Below are 17,229 nucleotides of genomic sequence, written 5' to 3' on the forward strand. Positions count from 1 at the left end.
TTCCATATACTGTTTCTATTTTTCTCTAAAATTACTATAATAAGGGTATTCGAAAACCCAAGAGGTGTTGCTCATTGAATATAAAGCAATTTGTGAAACAGCATCGAGACGAATGGAAGCAGCTTGAACAATTGATTTCCACCCTACATAATCGTAGAAAAGCCCATAATAGTGACGATGTTAATCAGTTTCATAGACTTTATCAAAAGGTCGCCCAGCATCTTTCCTACAGTCAGACATACTTTCCGAATGAGGAGATTACACCTTATTTAAACGGACTTGTTTCAAAAGCACACAATCTCCTCTATAAGGACCAAGTATCGAGTTTTAAACAAATTCGATATTTCTTTAGTACGAAATTCATTGGGCTCTTACTTGAACAATGGAAATTCGTAGTTGCTGCTATGATTCTGTTCACATTAGGTGGAGTAGGATCTTATATTTCTGTCCTACAGGATCCCCTCCATCTATACTCGATTCTGCCAGCTGATATTGCTCAGAATGTAGATCCTACTTATTTAGGCAGTCAAGATGGTGCAGTTGACTCGTCATCAATGTCAGCAAGCATCATGACAAACAATATTCAGGTTGCCATTCTTGCATTTGCAAGTGGAATAACCTTTGGTTTACTAACCGTATATATATTAATTTATAACGGGATTATCGTTGGTGCCCTTGCCGCATTATTTTGGCATTATGATATGACATACGATTTTTGGGCATATATTGTTCCACACGGAATGATTGAGCTGACTGCGATTTTTATAGCCGGTGGTGCCGGATTATTAATGGGTTACAAGCTTCTCGTCCCAGGAACATATACGAGAGGATATCAGCTGAAGGTTCAGGCAAAACGCTCTGTTCAACTTCTTCTAGGAACAATTCCTCTATTCGTTATAGCTGGTATTATTGAAGGCTTTATCACCCCTGCTGCCATATCGCTAGAAGCTAAATATGCGGTAGCATTTATTACGGTTATTGGATTAGTACTCTACATTGTCACCGGTAAACTATTTCTAGTAAAAAAAGAGGCTACAGCAAATTCCGATTTATAATGTCGATATAATGGGAAACTGCGGTAGCTGCCAATTTTTCTTCCTTGGCCTCGACCATAATGAGGCCTTGATTCTCCCACTTACGTTTTTCCCGCTTTTTCATGAGCATCTGTTGCTGAGCTATACTCTTTAACATAGCTTCTTGAACACCAGTAGGAACGTCTTCAATCCGTTCTTGTAGCGTTTTATCCTCTACACCAATAAGTAGAAAATAATGACGCTGCCTCAACTTTTTTAAATACAGTAAGGTACTTTCCTCACGTAAAAAAGTATGTACATCACTAAATAAAAGCAGAAGACTACGTTTCTTTTGCACCGTTTCCAAATAAGATAAAACAGCACCATAATTTGATTCTGCTGCGTCTACTTTTAAATGATAAATAGATTGTAAGATTGTCTGTAAATGGGGCATTCCTTTACCAGCCGGTACAAATACCTTTACATCCGTTGAAAATGCCAGAACAGATACATGATCACCATTTTGTAGGGCTGCGGTTGCAACGGTTATAGCTGATTCAACTGCCCTTTCAAGTCGATTTCCCTTCTCCAATTCTGCCCCCATCATTCTTCCACAATCAAGTAGAATCGTAATATACTTCCCGTGCTCGGGTTCATATTCATTCGTCATTACTTGATGAAGCTTTGCGGTTTGTCTCCAATTGATTGTACGGGGGTCATCTCCCACTACGTAGCTTCTTACTTTTGAGAATTCTCCAGTACCACTTTGCTGTTTTCTTATTTTCACTCCATCATATAATAAGTATTTCTGTGCGTTTTCCAAATACTGTCTTGCTTCAGAAAGGTCAGGAATCACCTTTATTTGAGTAGAAAGAGGAAATGTAAGTTGTTTTTCCCATAACCCCAACATGCTTTTGTATCTGAGATATAGTTTGCTTATTTGATAATCTCCACGTTCCAACGGTCTTGTTTCGTAAGAGTATACAGAGGTCGTTTCCTTCGAAAGACTTCCTTTCAAAGGGAATGCTTGGGTGAAACTATCCGGAACTCCATCTATCAATCGAAACATTACATCATATGTAGAATTGTTTGTTATTTCTAGCTTTACAGTAGTTGGAAGCCCTCGCTCCATTTCAGCTTCCACCCTACGTTTTACCGTAAGCTCTTTTTTCCTCGGAGAAAAGACGATATCTACTAAACTTCCAAAAACAACAAACACATTGACTGCAAGAATGGTTCCCCAAGAAAGCGTAAACGGAGTCAGTAATAAAAGACCAACCGAGAGAAGAAACAATAGGATGAGTAAACGCTTTGTCGGAAGTATCCCTTTATCTAGGAACAGGAACCGATCCCACAAGCTCTTCAATGACTTCATCAATGGTTATTCCCTCCAATTCTGAATGCGGGGATAACTGAATTCTGTGCCGTAATGCGGGCTTTGCTACCATCTTTATATCATCCGGTGTTATATAATCACGACTTGCTAAATATGCCCAAGCCTGAGCTGCTTTGGCAATTGAAATCACTGCTCTTGTGCTTGCTCCAAAACGAATCGTCTCGGATTCTCTTGTTTTACGAACAATTTCCATGATGTATGCTAATACACCATCACCTACGTTAACACGTTCAATTTCCTTACGAATTGATAAAAATGTATGTAAATCAAGTACTTGTGAAGAACCAAGAGTTTCGAAGCTTTTTTCAATCACCTGTCTCACAACATTTTTCTCTTCTTCAAAGGCTGGAAAATCGATTTGTAACTTAAATAAAAAGCGATCCTGTTGTGCTTCTGGCAGGCGATAAGTGCCTTCAAATTCGATAGGATTTTGTGTCGCAACAACAAAAAATATTTCTGGAAGCGGATATGTTTCCCCTTGAATGGTTACCTGTTTTTCTTCCATCGCCTCTAATAACGCTGCTTGTGTTTTTGCAGGAGTACGGTTAATTTCATCCGCTAAAAGGATATTTGTGAAAACAGGGCCTTTTAATGTTTCGAAGGTACCTTCCTTCATGTTGTAAATCATACTTCCGGTAATATCACTCGGTAACAGATCGGGGGTGAACTGGATCCGAGTAAAATCTCCTCCAAGCAACGTTGCGAGAGTTCGTACCATCTGTGTTTTCCCCGTTCCAGGTACACCTTCAATCAATACATGGCCACCAGCTAGAATACTAGCTAGTAAAAGTCGCAAATTGATATTCTGTCCTAAAATTCGTTGCTCATATTTCTCCAGTAAGGATGTGATTTCTGTTCTCATCCTTTCTCCACCTCTTTTCGTAATTCATCTAGATTCCTCGACCATAGCAAATATTCTTGCTCAGATACCTTCTCATTTTTTAACATATTTGAAAGGGCACGTAGGTAATGTTGAATTTCTTTCGGCTTTTTATCCGTCCATCTTTGTTGGAGTGTAAGGCTAAGGTCGGTCCATTCCTTATGATACGGAATCCCCCACTTTTCCTGTAAAAGTTGTTTTACATACTCTGCTTGAATGTGTAGAGAATCGTGATAGTAACGGCCACGCAAATACCAAGCACTCACTGCACGTATGCCCTCATCACTAAAACGAACGGTTTCTTCTCTAGGTATACGTACCGGTCCAAATCGTTTTCCTTTATACCATAGCCACAAAACGACTAGTATTGCACCTTGAAGAAGTAAGAGTAAGAACCAATTTGGATAAAGGGTTGTAAGTGTAGAAGCATTCTTCGGGCTATGGATATATTCATCAAAATAATAGCTTGTAGCTGGACCAATATCGAGCAGTGACATGAGTAATGGTATATGTTCATAGTCTAGTAGATTTTGGTTCATAAGCCATTCCGGCGAAAGAGACGTAATTAATTCCCCACTTCCGATTGTTCGACTTGTAGCAATTACCCCTGCCTCGTCCTCCAAAAGTACCGTATCCGAATCATTCGGAATAATTCTGTTGGTTGCTTCTAGCTTTGCTTTATATTCATGACCATTGTGATTCCTTATAGAAATAGCTTCGTTGTCGAAAGGTTCAACATCTGCTGGCAATGTGTTTATAGTAAACATCCCTTTTGGGTTTGATTTAAATAGCACGATCGTATTTCCAGCTTCAATAAAATCTAGATACGCATTCATTTCTTCTTGCTCAGGTGTGAAAAATGGCTCCACCATAAGTAGGATTTGGTTTTCATCGCTATTGGATAGTCGTTCTGGAGAATGTATCCATCTTTTAGCTTCTGCTTCATCATTTAAATAGGTATATAATGCCTTTACACCGGTCGGAGAAGGAGATTCAGAAACATAATGTGGATATTCTTTTGGATTATACGTATCTATAAAATAAGTTAGAAAGAGGAAGACGGCGATTAATCCTATTAAAGTTATCCAGACTTTACGATTCTGCATGCTTTACCTCCTTACTCCTCTCTATATTGTTGAACCACACCATTGCTTTTTCTTTAAATTGAATAAATTCCTCTTTTGAAATCTCATACTCTCCATATGCAACCTTATCAAATAGTAAAGCAAGATCATAAAATTCATTTGCCCAGGATTGGTTTATTTTACGAAGTTCCTCATAATACTCCCAGTTTGTTTTCCACAATTTGGCCTCAAGCCATTCGTTTTCATGGAAATAGAGCAACAGTGCCAAAAAGTAATGTCTTGCTGCAAAAGAGTACTGCTGACTCTCTTCCTGTATCTTTGCCTCATGTAAGTGTTTGTGATAGGTCCAACTTAATTCTTCAGCAGAATGGAGAGGTGTTTGCTTCCTAAATCTCTTGTTTCTACGGCTATATCGGACAAGTAAAAAAGTTGAAATGCCCAAAAGTAAAACAATGACAAGAACAACAAAAAAAAGAACGATTCCCGCAGCGCCACTTCCTGATTGAATTGAAGGAAATAGATTTTCAAGTAAGTTAGCTAACCATTCCTTAGCACGATCCCACCATACCTCGAATATATTTCTTGATTCATCATAGTAAATTCGATATTCTTTTCCATCAAGGATTTCTTCAAGGCTGTTCTTTGCATCCTTTATTTGTCCCATTTCTCACTCACCTAACTTATCTAGGATCATTGAATTCCTCAATCATTTCATCTAAATCTTCTGCATCGTAGCGAATCTTTGAATCTAGGTACATCACACCGTATCCTACCGCAAATAGTAAACTCGTAAATATAGTTGTCAGACTGAGAATTAGCGTGAGAAGCACACTATTACCCAAGAAGATTCCAAAAGTAGCTTCAACGGCAAAACTAATTGCACCCATAATTAGGAAGAAGATAATGTAAAGTGCAAAAAGTACCCATGGTCGACTCTTTGTGAGATGCCAGCTCCTAGTAAATCCTGGTGCTTCATAATCTAGAACAACAGATCCAAAGTAAAAGCTCCAACGAGTAAGTAGATACCCTAATCCCACAAATAATCCGAGTGCTAACAGCAATCCTAGTAGGATTCCTCCAAACGGATTCGCAACTACACCGAAGATGCCTCCAGTAAATATGATGAAAAACGAAATAAGAACAAATCCAAAAATAATCAGTCCGTACAAAATGCTGCTACCTAGAATGGGCCAAAATCTTGTAAACGCCTTTTTAATGACAGATCCTATCGTATACTCCTCATTCTTACGAATATGGTTAAGTGCGATGAGAATGGCAGCTTCACCAACTGGAAAGAAAACGATCGTTGCAAGGCCAACAATAAAGGAAGCAAAAGCTGTTGCAAAACTGAACTCAGTTGATGTGGCTGTCTTATCAAAACTTCCAAGTACTTGGGAGAACCAGTCATCCCCTGCCGCAACCTCTCGAAAAAAGCTTGCTCCAGAAGCCCATAGGAGTATAGCTTCAAGCAAGTATACGGGTCCCATAAAAATAAGAAGAATGGTGAAAAAATCCTTAAACCGATTCTTACTCAGGCTAAATGTGTGGTCAAGGATTTCACCAAAACCTTTTGGCTTAGAAAATTTTGTATCCACGTTCAATCCCCCTATTATGTAATCAATTGTGTGAAGGAGTTTGTATGCTTTACTTATCGAAGAGTAGGACTATTGCAAAATGTAACGGAAAACTCCCAATAACGCCTATTTTATCATTTTTCTGGAAGTTTTTCTGTAGTATTTTACAAATATTTTCAATTTATAGAAACTCAAAAAGCCCGACACTTCGAATGTGTCAGGCATGGAACTTTGGCTTTCTTATGACTCTTTTGTGATTGCTTTTTCAATGTCGTATTGACTACTATCAATTTCAAGTGGTTGTCCCATTGCAAGCTTTGCCAGTTCTCCTCCTAGATAAGGGCCGACGGTTAACCCAGAAGCCCCTAAACCATTAGCTGCATAAAGGTTATCAAATCCTGGGATTGATCCAATCACAGGGAGAAAATCAGGAGTGAACGGGCGAAAACCAACTCGTGTCTCAAGTACTGTTCCATCTGATAAACCTGGAGCAATGGGTATAGCCTTGTCAAAAATCTCATGAAGACCACCTGCTGTTACTCTCAAATCAATACCTTTATCGTTTTCATGTGTAGCACCAACTACCACTCTACCTTCATCGAAGGCTAAAATATATTGGTCATTTGGAGGCATCACAACCGGCCAATTTTCTGTATTCGTATCTTCAAGCTGCAAATGAACAATTTGAGCTTTTTGGGACGAAACAAGGAAATTGATACCAAGTGGAGCAAGTAGATCATGTGCCCACACCCCAGCGGTCACAATTAGTTTATCTGCTTTCACTACTTCACCCTCAACTTTTATGCCTATTAAATGATCTCCTTCTTGAAGTAGGGCTGCACTTCCATTTTTCTCAACAGCACCGTAGTGTTTGGCCGCTCGAATGAGTGCATTCCGGAGTTCACGTCCATTTACCCTTGCAGCTCCACTAATGTATACGGACGAGTATTCATCCGAAAGAGGTGGAAATAGTTTTTTAGAATTAGATGCGTCCAGCCTTGTAATCTCTCCAATTTCAGGAGCATCTTCGCGTCGTGTATATGCACGCTCTTCCATTTTCTGCAGTTTGTCATCCATACTATGTAAACTTATGGCTCCAACTTTTTTATATCCAGTTTTTGTTTCCCCTACTGCCTCAAGCTCAGGTATTAATGACGAATAATAGTTCGCACCAGATTTGGCAAGATTGTACCAGGCCTTGTTTCGTCGTTGAGAAAGCCATGGACAGACAATTCCAGCTGCAGCATCAGTTGCTTGCCCTTTATCCTGTCGGTCTACAATTGTAACGCTCGCACCTGCTTTTGCAAGATGATACGCAGTTGATGCCCCAAGAATCCCTGCTCCTACAACAATATATGTATTCATTTACCTAATTCCCTTCAAAGATATTTCAATTTTATTTTACTGAAAAAAAGAATAAGAAAACATCATTTTGTCGATTTTTGTATAATTTTCTAGTAGTTATACAGTATATAACATAACCGCTGTAAAATATAGGAAAAAATCAGCGGTAGAAAAATGAAAGGAGGTATTGGTTTGACTAATAAGAATGATAATCGAAAGCAACCTCATACTGGATCTAAAAGCATGGACACTGAATTTGGTTCAGAGCAAGGTCTCAGTAAAAAGGCACGAAAAAAAGCAGCTCGTGAGAATCGGAAAAAGTAACTGCGATAGATAGTGACTTACAATCCATACATATTGCCCGTACCTAGATGCACAATTGGTACGGGTTTTTTTATTGTTTATATCGATGTATTTCGTCCCATTCTACTCAAATCTTTTAACAAAGAAAATGAAAAACTGCTCTTTAAGTCATGGGACAACTAGAACGAACCGTATACTCTTTTAAGGGGGCGATAATGATGAAACAATTAGATGTTCAGATGATTTTATTTGTAGGAGCAACATTGGTTCACGAATATTGGTTACATTGGGGACTCCCGAGAGTTTATTTTTGGGATGTACGGCATAGTCATCTGAACAAAATCGAGGATGATGATTCGGATAACAAAATCGCATAAAAAAAGGGATAACGATGTTACCCCTATTTTTTGACTTTCAATAACCGCAAACTATTTAAGGTCACAAGCAATGTTGCACCCATATCAGCAAATATAGCAATCCAGAGTGTTAACCAACCTGGAACAACTAATAAAAGGGCCAATGCTTTAATTCCTAAGGAAAACGTTATATTCTGTTTGATAATACGTAATGCTTGGCGACTTAGTTTAATGGTATAAGGCAATTTGCTAAGGTCGTCTGACATCAGGGCAATGTCTGCAGTTTCCAGTGCAGTATCTGTTCCAGCTCCACCCATAGCAACACCTACATTTGAAGCCGCTAATGCTGGTGCATCATTCACGCCATCCCCAATCATGGCGACAGATTGATGTTTTTGGCGGAGATTCTTAATATAATTCAATTTATCCTCTGGAAGTAGATCTGCTTTAATTTCTGAAACTCCCAATCTTCTACCAATGGCGTCCGCGGTTCGTTTATTATCCCCTGTCAGCATCACTGTCTTTTTAATTCCAACCTCGTGTAACTTCTGAATAATTTCTTTCGAAGACTCCCTTATTTCATCTGCTACAGCTAGTAGCAAGAGAATTTTTGTATTTGTTCCTGAAACCATTACAGTTTTACCTTGAGATTGCAATTCTGCAATTTTTTCTTTTGTTTCAGAAGAAAGGCTGCCGTGTAATTCTTCAAATAAATGAGGGCTCCCAACGAAATATTCTATGTCTTTCATTTTTGCCTTTACACCTTTTCCAGTAATAGATTGGAACTCTTCAATCGGAAGATTTTGATAGGATAATCCATATTCCTCAGCCTTTTTCAGGATTGCTGAAGCAAGTGGATGCTGTGATCCATTTTCAATAGCAGCCGTAACCGTTAACCACTCGGATTCATTCGGATCATATGAGACGATATCAGTCACTACTGGTACACCTTTTGTTAAGGTTCCCGTTTTATCAAACGCAATGACTGAAAGTGCCCCTGCTTCCTCTAGGTAGACCCCACCTTTTATTAGAACACCATGTCTTGCTGCATTTCCTATCGCAGTAACGACCGCTACCGGTGTTGATACAACTAAAGCACAGGGACAACCGACAACAAGAGCAGCTAGGCCTTGATACACCCAGGCATTCCAATCTCCGTTAAACAATAGCGGTGGTACAACTGCAATTAGTACGGCTAAAACAATAATGGCAGGTGTATAATATTTTGCAAATTTATCAACAAACGCCTGTGATGGCGCACGCTCTGCTTGTGCTTCTTCAACTAAATGAATGATTTTTGAGATTGTTGTGTCTTCTACTCTTTTCGTAACCCTTACTTCAAGAAGACCTTCCTCATTCAGTGTACCCGCAAACACCTCATCATCTCGTTTTTTAGCAACAGGAACACTTTCCCCTGTTATCGCTGCTTGATTAATAGTAGATGTACCTTTTACGATGATCCCGTCCATTGCTACCTTTTGACCGGGCTTGACAATCATAATGTCCCCAATTACGATTTCATCAACATGCACCAATATTTCTTTGTTTCCGCGGCGAATCAATGCCTCGTTCGGAGCGATTTCCAACAACGATTCAATTGATTTGCGCGCTTTATCCATCGAGTATCGCTCTAAGGCTTCACTTATTGCAAATAGAATCACAACCGTTGCACCTTCGCCCCATTCTCCAATGAGGGCAGCACCGATAACTGCGACAGTCATGAGTGTATTCATATCAAAGCGAAAACGAAGTAAGTTTTTTACACCTTTCTGGAACAAGGTATATCCACCAATAACAATAGATGCACCATAGCCAATTGTTGAATATAGATGTCCTTCTCCTACCTGTTCACCTATAAGCCAGCTAATGAGAAGGAGAATCGCTGAGAGATAGACTTTGAAATTTTGTCTTTGTTTCCAGAATGGAATTTGTTGAACCTTCTTTTCATGTTCGTCGCGAAGTTGTAAATTTTCAAAGGCACCAGCCTTTTCTAGGGCTTCAATTGTGGTATCCCCTGTTACTGTAATTTTTGAAGCGCCAAAGTTAACCTTTGCATCTAAAACACCATCCAGGTGTTTCACGTTCGTTTCGAACGTTTTTGCACAGCCTGCTCAGGAAAAGCCTTGCACTCGGTATGTTTTTGTTTGTTGTTCAGACATGTTTTTCCACCTCCTGCATAATTAGAGCAACTGAGAGTAATAGCCTAACATGTTCATTATCTAAGGAGTAAAACACTAGTTTCCCTTCTTTTCGATACGTAACTATGCCCTGTTTATGAAGGGTCCGAAGATGGTGAGAGGTATTTGCAACTGTAATACCGATGATATTGGCTATATCACAAACACATAATTCCTCATCCTGACACAGAGCGTAGGTAATTTTAGCTCGATTTTCATCGGCAATGGCTTTAAACAACTGGGCTACTTCTTGAAACTCGACTGCTTCAAGTTCGCCTTGTATCCGATTCACTTTTTCTTCATCATAACAATAAATTTCACATGTATCTTTTTGTGTCATGTTCAGTCCTCCCCCTGCTCATTAAAGTGTTCACTTGAATAAAGTATACATCTTTTCTTCTTTGTCATTCAAGGGATTATTTGAATAATAGGTTGCCTATTTTTATAAAAAAAGAGCTGTGGGTAACAGCTCCTTTAATATATACAAAGTCACTACTGATGTTGCCATTGAAGACGCGAATAAAGTTTTCTACGTGAGAGGCAAGCAACGCAGTATAGTAGCGTTTGGTCAATGAGTGCAAAACGCCCCTACCGAGTCTAACCCCATACCTCATATAATGTGTCTCGAAATAATTGATCAAGCTTATTTGTTGGATTTTCTATTGCTGGCTCTATTGCTGACACATATTTTTCTAAATGATCAATTTGCTCTTCAATAAACTGATCTATAATGGGTATCCGGTTATGTATCATTTCTTTATTGCTTTTCATTTCTAGTACTGTTTGTATACTCGTTTTTAATTCACTTTCTGGTAGTAAAGTTTCAATCAAAGAATGTACGTTAAGAGTATCTACTTTATGATTTTTCATAATATAAGTCGCAACCAATAAAGGTCGGATTACATTGATATATGTTTTTATGTCTGCTCCTTTTTCCTGTATTCTTTTAAAATTTGCTTTAGCCATTTTGGCATAATGATATATACATGGTACAGGTGAAAAAACGATAGGCTCGAGCTTTTGTATGTTTTCAAGTAATGAAGATTCTTGGTAATAGACGATACTGGAGTGCAGCCACTCCAGTAAAGCAGGATTTGACTTTCGAAAAAGACGTAAAGCCTTTGTTAGTTCCCAGCCACTCGCATCAACTAACGATTGGATGGGTATGTTTAGTTGATCTTCTTTTGGAAATTCGAGGACGTCACGTTTGTGGTCAATGGAAAGGTACCAATCGATCTTATGTATATAAATGAAACGGATATCGTAATCACTCGAATCAGAGGAAATCCCCCACGTCCGGCTTCCTGCTTCGCATGCATAAAGTATTTTGATGTCATACTCTTTTTCAATTTGCTGTAAAATCTCTACAATATGTTCTTTCATGCTAATCCTCTCCATTAGAAAAGGAGATGACCAAAACGCATCTCCTTTTTACCATTTATTTTAAACCTAGCCTTTGTTGTTATACATAAACCGTAACATGGCATGTGCAGCGAGTCTGCTCGTAATGTCTCGCACATCCTTTGAGGGATCAATTTCGACAATATCCATCGCCTTGACCTTAGGGTGAGCTGCAGCCGTAGAAATACTTGATAGCAGTTCACGAGATGTTAGACCACCAGGGCCAATTGCAGGACATCCAGGTGCAAACGCCTGATCAACGACGTCCATATCAACTGATAGATAGATGACATCGACCTGCTGTGACAGTCTTACGATTTCCTTTTGAATGATTGGTAGTATTCCTATGTGATCAACATCGTCCATCGTGTATACTGTGACACCTTTGTTTTTAACATACTTGTGGTATTCCCTCGCATTTGCATAATCGCGAATGCCAACTTGAGTGAGATTCTCCCCATGAAGAAACCCACCTTCCAATAAACTTCGAAAAGGAGTGCCGTTTGTACGTCCACCGTCCTCTAGATTTCGAACATCGTGGTGTGCATCCCATTGGATGACTCCGACTTTTCCAAAGTGCTCGTGAAATGCACGTATGGATGGATAGCTTACTCCATGGTCTCCTCCAAGCAGGATATAGCGATTACAGGCATTCGTTTGTAGCATTTCTTTTACACTAATGTATAGCCGCTCGATTGTCTCTTCCGTATTTGTAGGATGTGTGTGAACATCGCCAAAATCAAGAATCGATGTGTCTTTGAAATCATGCTCCTTCACCCCGGAATAGGTGGAGTAAGACTGAAGAGAATGCCGAATTGTTTTCGTTGCATCAGCTGCTAGCGATGGTGAAAGTGATGACTTTGATGATGGCAGACCCATGATTCCGATGTCTCCCTTTTCCTCGCTTGAATACGGTTTTATACATTCAGTGACCTTCGTTACATATCGATCCTTAAAGACTGTTGATTGGCCGGGGGTCAGGTAATTAAACATGAGCATGTTTCCCCCATAGTAACTCTCCATGTACATACACACGATTTGTATGGTTTACCCCGAAATGATATGGAAGGTACATATAATTTGGAATATCCCAAAGGACAAAATTTGCTTCCTTTCCAACTGCGAGAATTCCGGCTTCTCCACCACGACCAACGGCACATGCAGCGTTTACCGTCACAGCATTCCAGATTTCTTCAGGAGTCATTTTGAGTTTCAGCGCGGCTAGTGACATAATAAGCTGTAAATTTTCTGTGACACAACTACCTGGATTAAAATCTGTCGCAAGTGCTACGGCAGCACCTTCATCAATCATTTTTCGGGCACGTGCATACGCTTCTTTCCCTAGGTAAAAGGTGGTTCCCGGTAATAAAACGGCTACTGTTTCACTATTGGCTAACATGTTAATTGCTTTGTCAGATGCAGCTACTAAGTGGTCAGCACTCGTTGCCCCAAGCTCTACTGCCAGCTCTGTACCTCCCAAAGAATCGATTTCATCTGCATGAATTTTTAAGCCGAATCCTTTCTCTTTTGCTTTTTGTAAAAAATGTTCTGATTGTTGAGTTGTGAATACACCTGTTTCACAAAAAATATCCGCGAATTTGGCCAGCTTCTCATTTATCACCGTATCAAGCAGTTCAATCATTTCTTCCAGAAATATATCCTCTTTTCCTTTGTAAGCATGAGGGATGGCATGTGGACCTAAGAATGTTGGAATGATTGTAATTGGATATTTTTCTTGAAGCTTTTTGACGACTCTAAGTTGTTTTAGTTCCGTTTCAGCGTCCAATCCATAGCCACTTTTGGCTTCCACTGTAGTGACACCATAAGAAATGATTCGTTCTAAATGGAAGGATGCTTTTTCAAGCAACTCCTCTTCCGTTGCCTTTTTCGTAGCTTCTACAGTTGATAAAATGCCCCCTCCATTTGCAAGGATTTCTAAATACGGGACACCGGCTTGTTTTAAAGCAAGCTCCTTCTCACGTGAACCGCCGAATACGAGATGTGTGTGTGGATCGACAAGGCCGGGTGATACTACTTTATGGTTTGCGTTGACGTTGTCTTTTGCTTGTAAGTGGCTTGCCTCTTTATTTGTACCAATCCAAGCAATTTTTCCGTCTTTGACGGCGAAGGCTGCATTTTCTTTTATGAATAGTTGTTTCATTTCTTCGCCTTTTAAAGGTTTTTCAGTTTCTTTGGGTAAAATAAGTTGCCCAATATTGTGGACGAGTAAATCATATTCCATGGTTTTATCTCCTTTCTTAGGTAGAATGATAGAATTTGAATGTTTAAGTATGGGATTTTCTGATTTATGGGACAAAGAAACAAATATATGGGACATAACTCAAGAAATATGGGACATAACTTTAGATAAATGTCCCACTTCTTTAGGTTTATAGGACAATACTAGAGGGAAATGGGACAATCCCAAAAAAGTCAATACGCAGACTCCTTACAACATCGGGATATCGACACCTTTTTCCTTTGCTACTTCTATCGCTTTTTCATACCCTGCATCTGCATGGCGGACAATCCCCATGCCTGGATCTGTTGTTAGTACACGACGTAGGCGTTCTTCAGCCAAATCCGTTCCGTCAGCTACGGCGACCATGCCAGCGTGTAGGGAGTAACCCATACCTACACCGCCTCCATGATGTACTGAAATCCACGAACCTCCAGCAGCGACATTCACTAATGCATTTAAAATAGCCCAGTCTCCTACTGCATCACTGCCATCTTTCATTGCTTCTGTTTCTCTGTTAGGTGAGGCAACTGATCCACAATCTAAATGATCACGGCCGATTACGATAGGTGCCTTCAATTCGCCCTTTCGAACCAATTCATTTATGGCAAGACCCATCTTTACTCGTTCCCCATAGCCTAACCAGCAGATTCGAGCAGGAAGACCTTGGAACTCTACCTTTTCCTGCGCCATGTCGATCCAGCGTAGCAATGCGTCATTTTCTGGAAAAAGCTCTTTAATTAATGCATCTGTTCGATAAATATCTTGTGGGTCGCCCGAAAGTGCTGCCCAGCGAAATGGGCCTTTCCCTTCGCAAAATAATGGACGAATATAGGCCGGGACAAATCCTGGAAAGTCAAATGCATTTGCAACACCATGGTCTTTTGCGACTTGGCGTATATTATTTCCGTAATCAAATGTCACTGTTCCACGACGCTCAAATTCTAACATTGCACGAACATGCTGAGCCATCGAGGCAGATGATAATTCAACATATCTCTTTGGGTCTTTCACTCGCAAATCATTCGCTTCTTTAAGGGAATAACCTACCGGAACATAGCCATTTAACGGATCGTGGGCAGACGTTTGGTCTGTCATCACATCTATCACATAGTTTCGATTTAGAATTTCAAGATGTACTTCAGCCGCATTTCCGATCAGTCCTATCGACAGGGCGTCTCCGTTGTGTTTTGCTTCAGTTGCCCATTTAAGTGCTTCATCGATGGAATCTGTTATTCTATCACAATATTTTGTATCAATTCGTTTCTGAATTCGGGTTTGGTCTACGTCTACTGCAATACAAACACCGCCATTCATTGTCACAGCTAGTGGTTGTGCACCGCCCATCCCACCTAATCCTGCGGTGAGAGTAATTGTTCCCTTTAATGTACCTCCGAAATGCTGGCGTGCTAGCTCTGCGAATGTTTCATATGTTCCTTGTAAAATTCCTTGAGATCCAATGTAAATCCAGCTTCCTGCCGTCATTTGGCCATACATCATTAAACCCTTTTGATCTAATTCATGAAAATGTTCCCAGTTTGCCCATTTTGGAACGAGAACAGAATTCGAAAGCAATACACGTGGTGAGGACTTTTGGGTTTTAAAAACAGCAACTGGTTTTCCTGATTGGATAAGCATTGTTTCATCATTTTCTAAGCGACGAAGAGTGGTGACAATTGCATCAAACGCTTCCCAATTTCTAGCGGCCTTGCCAATTCCTCCGTATACAACAAGCTCCTCTGGTTTTTCTGCAACTTCAGGGTCTAGATTGTTATAAAGCATACGTAATGCTGCCTCCTGCTCCCAACCCTTACACTCTAGTTCTACTCCTTTTTTTACACGAACCACTCGATTTTCAGTTGTCATATACTTCTCCCCTTTTCATAATAGTTATCTTATGACTTCAGAATTGGCTGTCCCAACTAGTTTATTTTTTTTAAGCCATTCCGTAACTTCTTCAATGTCCTCTGAGAATACACGGTCGCAGGTGATGGAAGAAACTATTTTTCTAGCTTCCTTGTAAAATGAACGAGTAGCAGGAGCCATCTTCTCAATACCCCGGTATTCAACCGCTTGAAGAGCACATATGCATTCAATTGCAAGAACACGGCGCGCATTTTGAATAATTTGGTATGCATGACGCGAACCAATTGTTCCCATACTTACGTGATCCTCCTGGTTGGCAGAAGATGGGATTGAATCGACGCTTGCTGGATGAGCAAGTGTTTTGTTTTCAGACACGAGTGACGCCGCTACATATTGCATAATCATGGCACCAGATTGTAAGCCAGGCTGTGCACTTAAGAACGGTGGTAAATCATTCAACTGAGGATTTACCAATCTTTCAATTCGACGCTCCGAAATACTCGCAAACTCAGCAACAGCTATTTTCATAAAATCCATCGCAAGCGCAATCGGTTGACCATGGAAATTGCCACCTGAAATGACCAGATTTCCATCATCAAAAATCAATGGGTTATCTGTTGCAGCATTCATCTCAATTTCTAGTTTTTCCTTCACATAATCCAATGCCTGCCAAGAGGCACCATGAACCTGGGGGATGCAGCGTAAGGAATAGGCATCCTGAACACGCTTTTCTCCCTGTCTCGTAATCAACTGACTTCCTACTAAATAATCTCGTATTCTCTTTGCTACATCCATTTGCTGAGGATATCCACGTACTTCATGAATGGCTGGGTGGAAAGCATCAATTATTCCTTCAAGCCCCTCAAGTGTAAGAGATGCGATTAGTTCACTTTGTAACCCAAGCTGATAAGCTTCAATCCAATTGACGACTCCCATGGCTGTCATGGCTTGAGTACCGTTGATTAGCGCAAGCCCTTCTTTTGCTTGTAGGACAACTGGTTGAATCCCTTCTGTTAGAAACACTTCTTTGGTAGGAAGAATCTTACCTTTGTAGTGCACCTTTCCCTCTCCAAGTAAGACGAGAGCAAGATGGGATAAAGGTGCTAAGTCCCCCGATGCGCCGAGTGAGCCCTGTTGAGGGATTACTGGATGTATTTTCATATTTAATAAGGTGACTAGTCTTTCTGCAATGACGGGTCGAATTCCTGAGAAACCCTTCAGTAAAGCATTCAATCGTAGTAAGACCATTGCCCGTGAAACAATTTCTGGAAAAGGATCGCCTACGCCGCATGCATGTGAACGAATTAAATGAAGTTGTAAATCATTCACATCATCATCCGCAATGATGACATCACTAAATTTTCCGAAGCCAGTAGTAATCCCATAGATAGTTTTTTTATCGGCCACAATTCTTTCAACTGCACGACGGCTTTGTTTTACCTTATGAAGAGATTGCTTGCTTATTGTCACCTGTTCCTCGTCATAGCATATGGATATAATTTGATCTAATGTTAGTGAATGTCCTGTTAACTCAACCATACATCATCCCCCTAAACCTATATTTTGCTTTTTTTATCTAGAAATCTTAGTTCTTT

General features: G+C 40.1%; 16 protein-coding genes. 3 read left to right on the forward strand and 13 right to left on the reverse strand.

Annotation, left to right across the window (positions count from 1 at the left end; genetic code table 11):
• The first annotated feature begins 74 nt into the window (after positions 1-74).
• A complete protein-coding gene (locus ACWNMY_RS21410) occupies positions 75-1,055 on the forward strand; it encodes a stage II sporulation protein M (protein ID WP_449540273.1) in 981 nt (326 codons plus the stop codon).
• On the opposite strand, the gene ACWNMY_RS21415 is transcribed toward ACWNMY_RS21410, so the two are convergent.
• From ACWNMY_RS21415 to ACWNMY_RS21440, 6 genes are all read right to left on the reverse strand, one after another.
• Positions 1,033-2,388 (reverse strand): DUF58 domain-containing protein, encoded by a 1,356-nt coding sequence (locus ACWNMY_RS21415; RefSeq protein ID WP_449540504.1) that lies wholly within the window; start codon positions 2,386-2,388, stop codon positions 1,033-1,035. The genes ACWNMY_RS21410 and ACWNMY_RS21415 overlap by 23 nt on opposite strands.
• The gene (locus ACWNMY_RS21420) at positions 2,342-3,271 is read right to left on the reverse strand and encodes an AAA family ATPase (protein WP_449540274.1); all 930 of its coding nucleotides are present in this window, start codon (positions 3,269-3,271) and stop codon (positions 2,342-2,344) included. Before ACWNMY_RS21420 ends, ACWNMY_RS21415 begins: the two co-directional genes overlap by 47 nt.
• On the reverse strand, positions 3,268-4,395 hold the full coding sequence (locus ACWNMY_RS21425; protein ID WP_449540275.1) for a DUF4350 domain-containing protein: 1,128 nt from the start codon (positions 4,393-4,395) through the stop codon (positions 3,268-3,270). Before ACWNMY_RS21425 ends, ACWNMY_RS21420 begins: the two co-directional genes overlap by 4 nt.
• A complete protein-coding gene (locus ACWNMY_RS21430) occupies positions 4,382-5,038 on the reverse strand; it encodes a DUF4129 domain-containing protein (RefSeq protein ID WP_449540276.1) in 657 nt (218 codons plus the stop codon). Before ACWNMY_RS21430 ends, ACWNMY_RS21425 begins: the two co-directional genes overlap by 14 nt.
• A 16-nt stretch (positions 5,039-5,054) precedes the next feature.
• Positions 5,055-5,969, reverse strand: a complete 915-nt coding sequence (locus tag ACWNMY_RS21435) for a hypothetical protein (RefSeq protein WP_449540277.1) — start codon at positions 5,967-5,969, stop codon at positions 5,055-5,057.
• Between the two features lie 219 nt (positions 5,970-6,188).
• Entirely contained in the window at positions 6,189-7,313 is a 1,125-nt protein-coding gene (locus tag ACWNMY_RS21440; RefSeq protein WP_449540278.1) for an NAD(P)/FAD-dependent oxidoreductase, read from the reverse strand.
• A 171-nt stretch (positions 7,314-7,484) separates the two neighbouring features.
• Here ACWNMY_RS21440 and ACWNMY_RS21445 point away from each other — a divergent pair, with 171 nt between their 5' ends.
• Together ACWNMY_RS21445 and ACWNMY_RS21450 are read left to right on the forward strand one after the other, a co-directional pair.
• Positions 7,485-7,616, forward strand: coding sequence for a hypothetical protein (locus ACWNMY_RS21445; RefSeq protein ID WP_449540279.1), 132 nt, complete (start codon positions 7,485-7,487; stop codon positions 7,614-7,616).
• A 194-nt stretch (positions 7,617-7,810) separates the two neighbouring features.
• Positions 7,811-7,972 (forward strand): hypothetical protein, encoded by a 162-nt coding sequence (locus tag ACWNMY_RS21450; protein WP_449540280.1) that lies wholly within the window; start codon positions 7,811-7,813, stop codon positions 7,970-7,972.
• Positions 7,973-7,995: 23 nt separating this feature from the next.
• Here ACWNMY_RS21450 and ACWNMY_RS21455 read toward each other — a convergent pair whose 3' ends face one another.
• The 7 genes from ACWNMY_RS21455 to hutH form a co-directional block, all read right to left on the reverse strand.
• Positions 7,996-10,110 carry a heavy metal translocating P-type ATPase gene (locus ACWNMY_RS21455; RefSeq protein ID WP_449540281.1) on the reverse strand — a complete coding sequence of 705 codons (2,115 nt, stop codon included), beginning with the start codon at positions 10,108-10,110 and terminating at the stop codon, positions 7,996-7,998.
• Positions 10,103-10,468, reverse strand: coding sequence for an ArsR/SmtB family transcription factor (locus ACWNMY_RS21460; protein ID WP_449540282.1), 366 nt, complete (start codon positions 10,466-10,468; stop codon positions 10,103-10,105). Before ACWNMY_RS21460 ends, ACWNMY_RS21455 begins: the two co-directional genes overlap by 8 nt.
• 257 nt (positions 10,469-10,725) lie before the next feature.
• On the reverse strand, positions 10,726-11,511 hold the full coding sequence (locus ACWNMY_RS21465; RefSeq protein ID WP_449540283.1) for a nucleotidyltransferase domain-containing protein: 786 nt from the start codon (positions 11,509-11,511) through the stop codon (positions 10,726-10,728).
• Positions 11,512-11,577: 66 nt separating this feature from the next.
• Positions 11,578-12,522 carry a formimidoylglutamase gene (hutG, locus tag ACWNMY_RS21470; protein WP_449540284.1) on the reverse strand — a complete coding sequence of 315 codons (945 nt, stop codon included), beginning with the start codon at positions 12,520-12,522 and terminating at the stop codon, positions 11,578-11,580.
• On the reverse strand, positions 12,515-13,771 hold the full coding sequence (gene hutI, locus ACWNMY_RS21475) for an imidazolonepropionase (protein ID WP_449540285.1): 1,257 nt from the start codon (positions 13,769-13,771) through the stop codon (positions 12,515-12,517). The genes hutG and hutI overlap by 8 nt, the downstream gene beginning before the upstream one ends.
• A gap of 207 nt (positions 13,772-13,978) precedes the next feature.
• A complete protein-coding gene (hutU, locus tag ACWNMY_RS21480) occupies positions 13,979-15,634 on the reverse strand; it encodes a urocanate hydratase (RefSeq protein ID WP_449540286.1) in 1,656 nt (551 codons plus the stop codon).
• 24 nt (positions 15,635-15,658) lie between these two features.
• Positions 15,659-17,173: a histidine ammonia-lyase gene (hutH, locus tag ACWNMY_RS21485; protein ID WP_449540287.1), complete on the reverse strand. Its 1,515-nt coding sequence runs from the start codon at positions 17,171-17,173 to the stop codon at positions 15,659-15,661.
• Positions 17,174-17,229 lie beyond the last annotated feature (56 nt).

This window comes from Ferdinandcohnia sp. Marseille-Q9671 (assembly GCF_976954385.1).

Coding starts and splice junctions, on each gene's coding strand:
- hutU (WP_449540286.1), bottom strand. CDS start 15,634: ATGACAACTGAAAATCGAGTGGTTCGTGTAAAAAAAGGAGTAGAACTA.
- ACWNMY_RS21420 (WP_449540274.1), bottom strand. CDS start 3,271: ATGAGAACAGAAATCACATCCTTACTGGAGAAATATGAGCAACGAATT.
- ACWNMY_RS21430 (WP_449540276.1), bottom strand. CDS start 5,038: ATGGGACAAATAAAGGATGCAAAGAACAGCCTTGAAGAAATCCTTGAT.
- hutI (WP_449540285.1), bottom strand. CDS start 13,771: ATGGAATATGATTTACTCGTCCACAATATTGGGCAACTTATTTTACCC.
- ACWNMY_RS21440 (WP_449540278.1), bottom strand. CDS start 7,313: ATGAATACATATATTGTTGTAGGAGCAGGGATTCTTGGGGCATCAACT.
- hutH (WP_449540287.1), bottom strand. CDS start 17,173: ATGGTTGAGTTAACAGGACATTCACTAACATTAGATCAAATTATATCC.
- ACWNMY_RS21425 (WP_449540275.1), bottom strand. CDS start 4,395: ATGCAGAATCGTAAAGTCTGGATAACTTTAATAGGATTAATCGCCGTC.
- ACWNMY_RS21415 (WP_449540504.1), bottom strand. CDS start 2,388: ATGAAGTCATTGAAGAGCTTGTGGGATCGGTTCCTGTTCCTAGATAAA.
- ACWNMY_RS21465 (WP_449540283.1), bottom strand. CDS start 11,511: ATGAAAGAACATATTGTAGAGATTTTACAGCAAATTGAAAAAGAGTAT.
- hutG (WP_449540284.1), bottom strand. CDS start 12,522: ATGTTTAATTACCTGACCCCCGGCCAATCAACAGTCTTTAAGGATCGA.
- ACWNMY_RS21450 (WP_449540280.1), top strand. CDS start 7,811: ATGATGAAACAATTAGATGTTCAGATGATTTTATTTGTAGGAGCAACA.
- ACWNMY_RS21460 (WP_449540282.1), bottom strand. CDS start 10,468: ATGACACAAAAAGATACATGTGAAATTTATTGTTATGATGAAGAAAAA.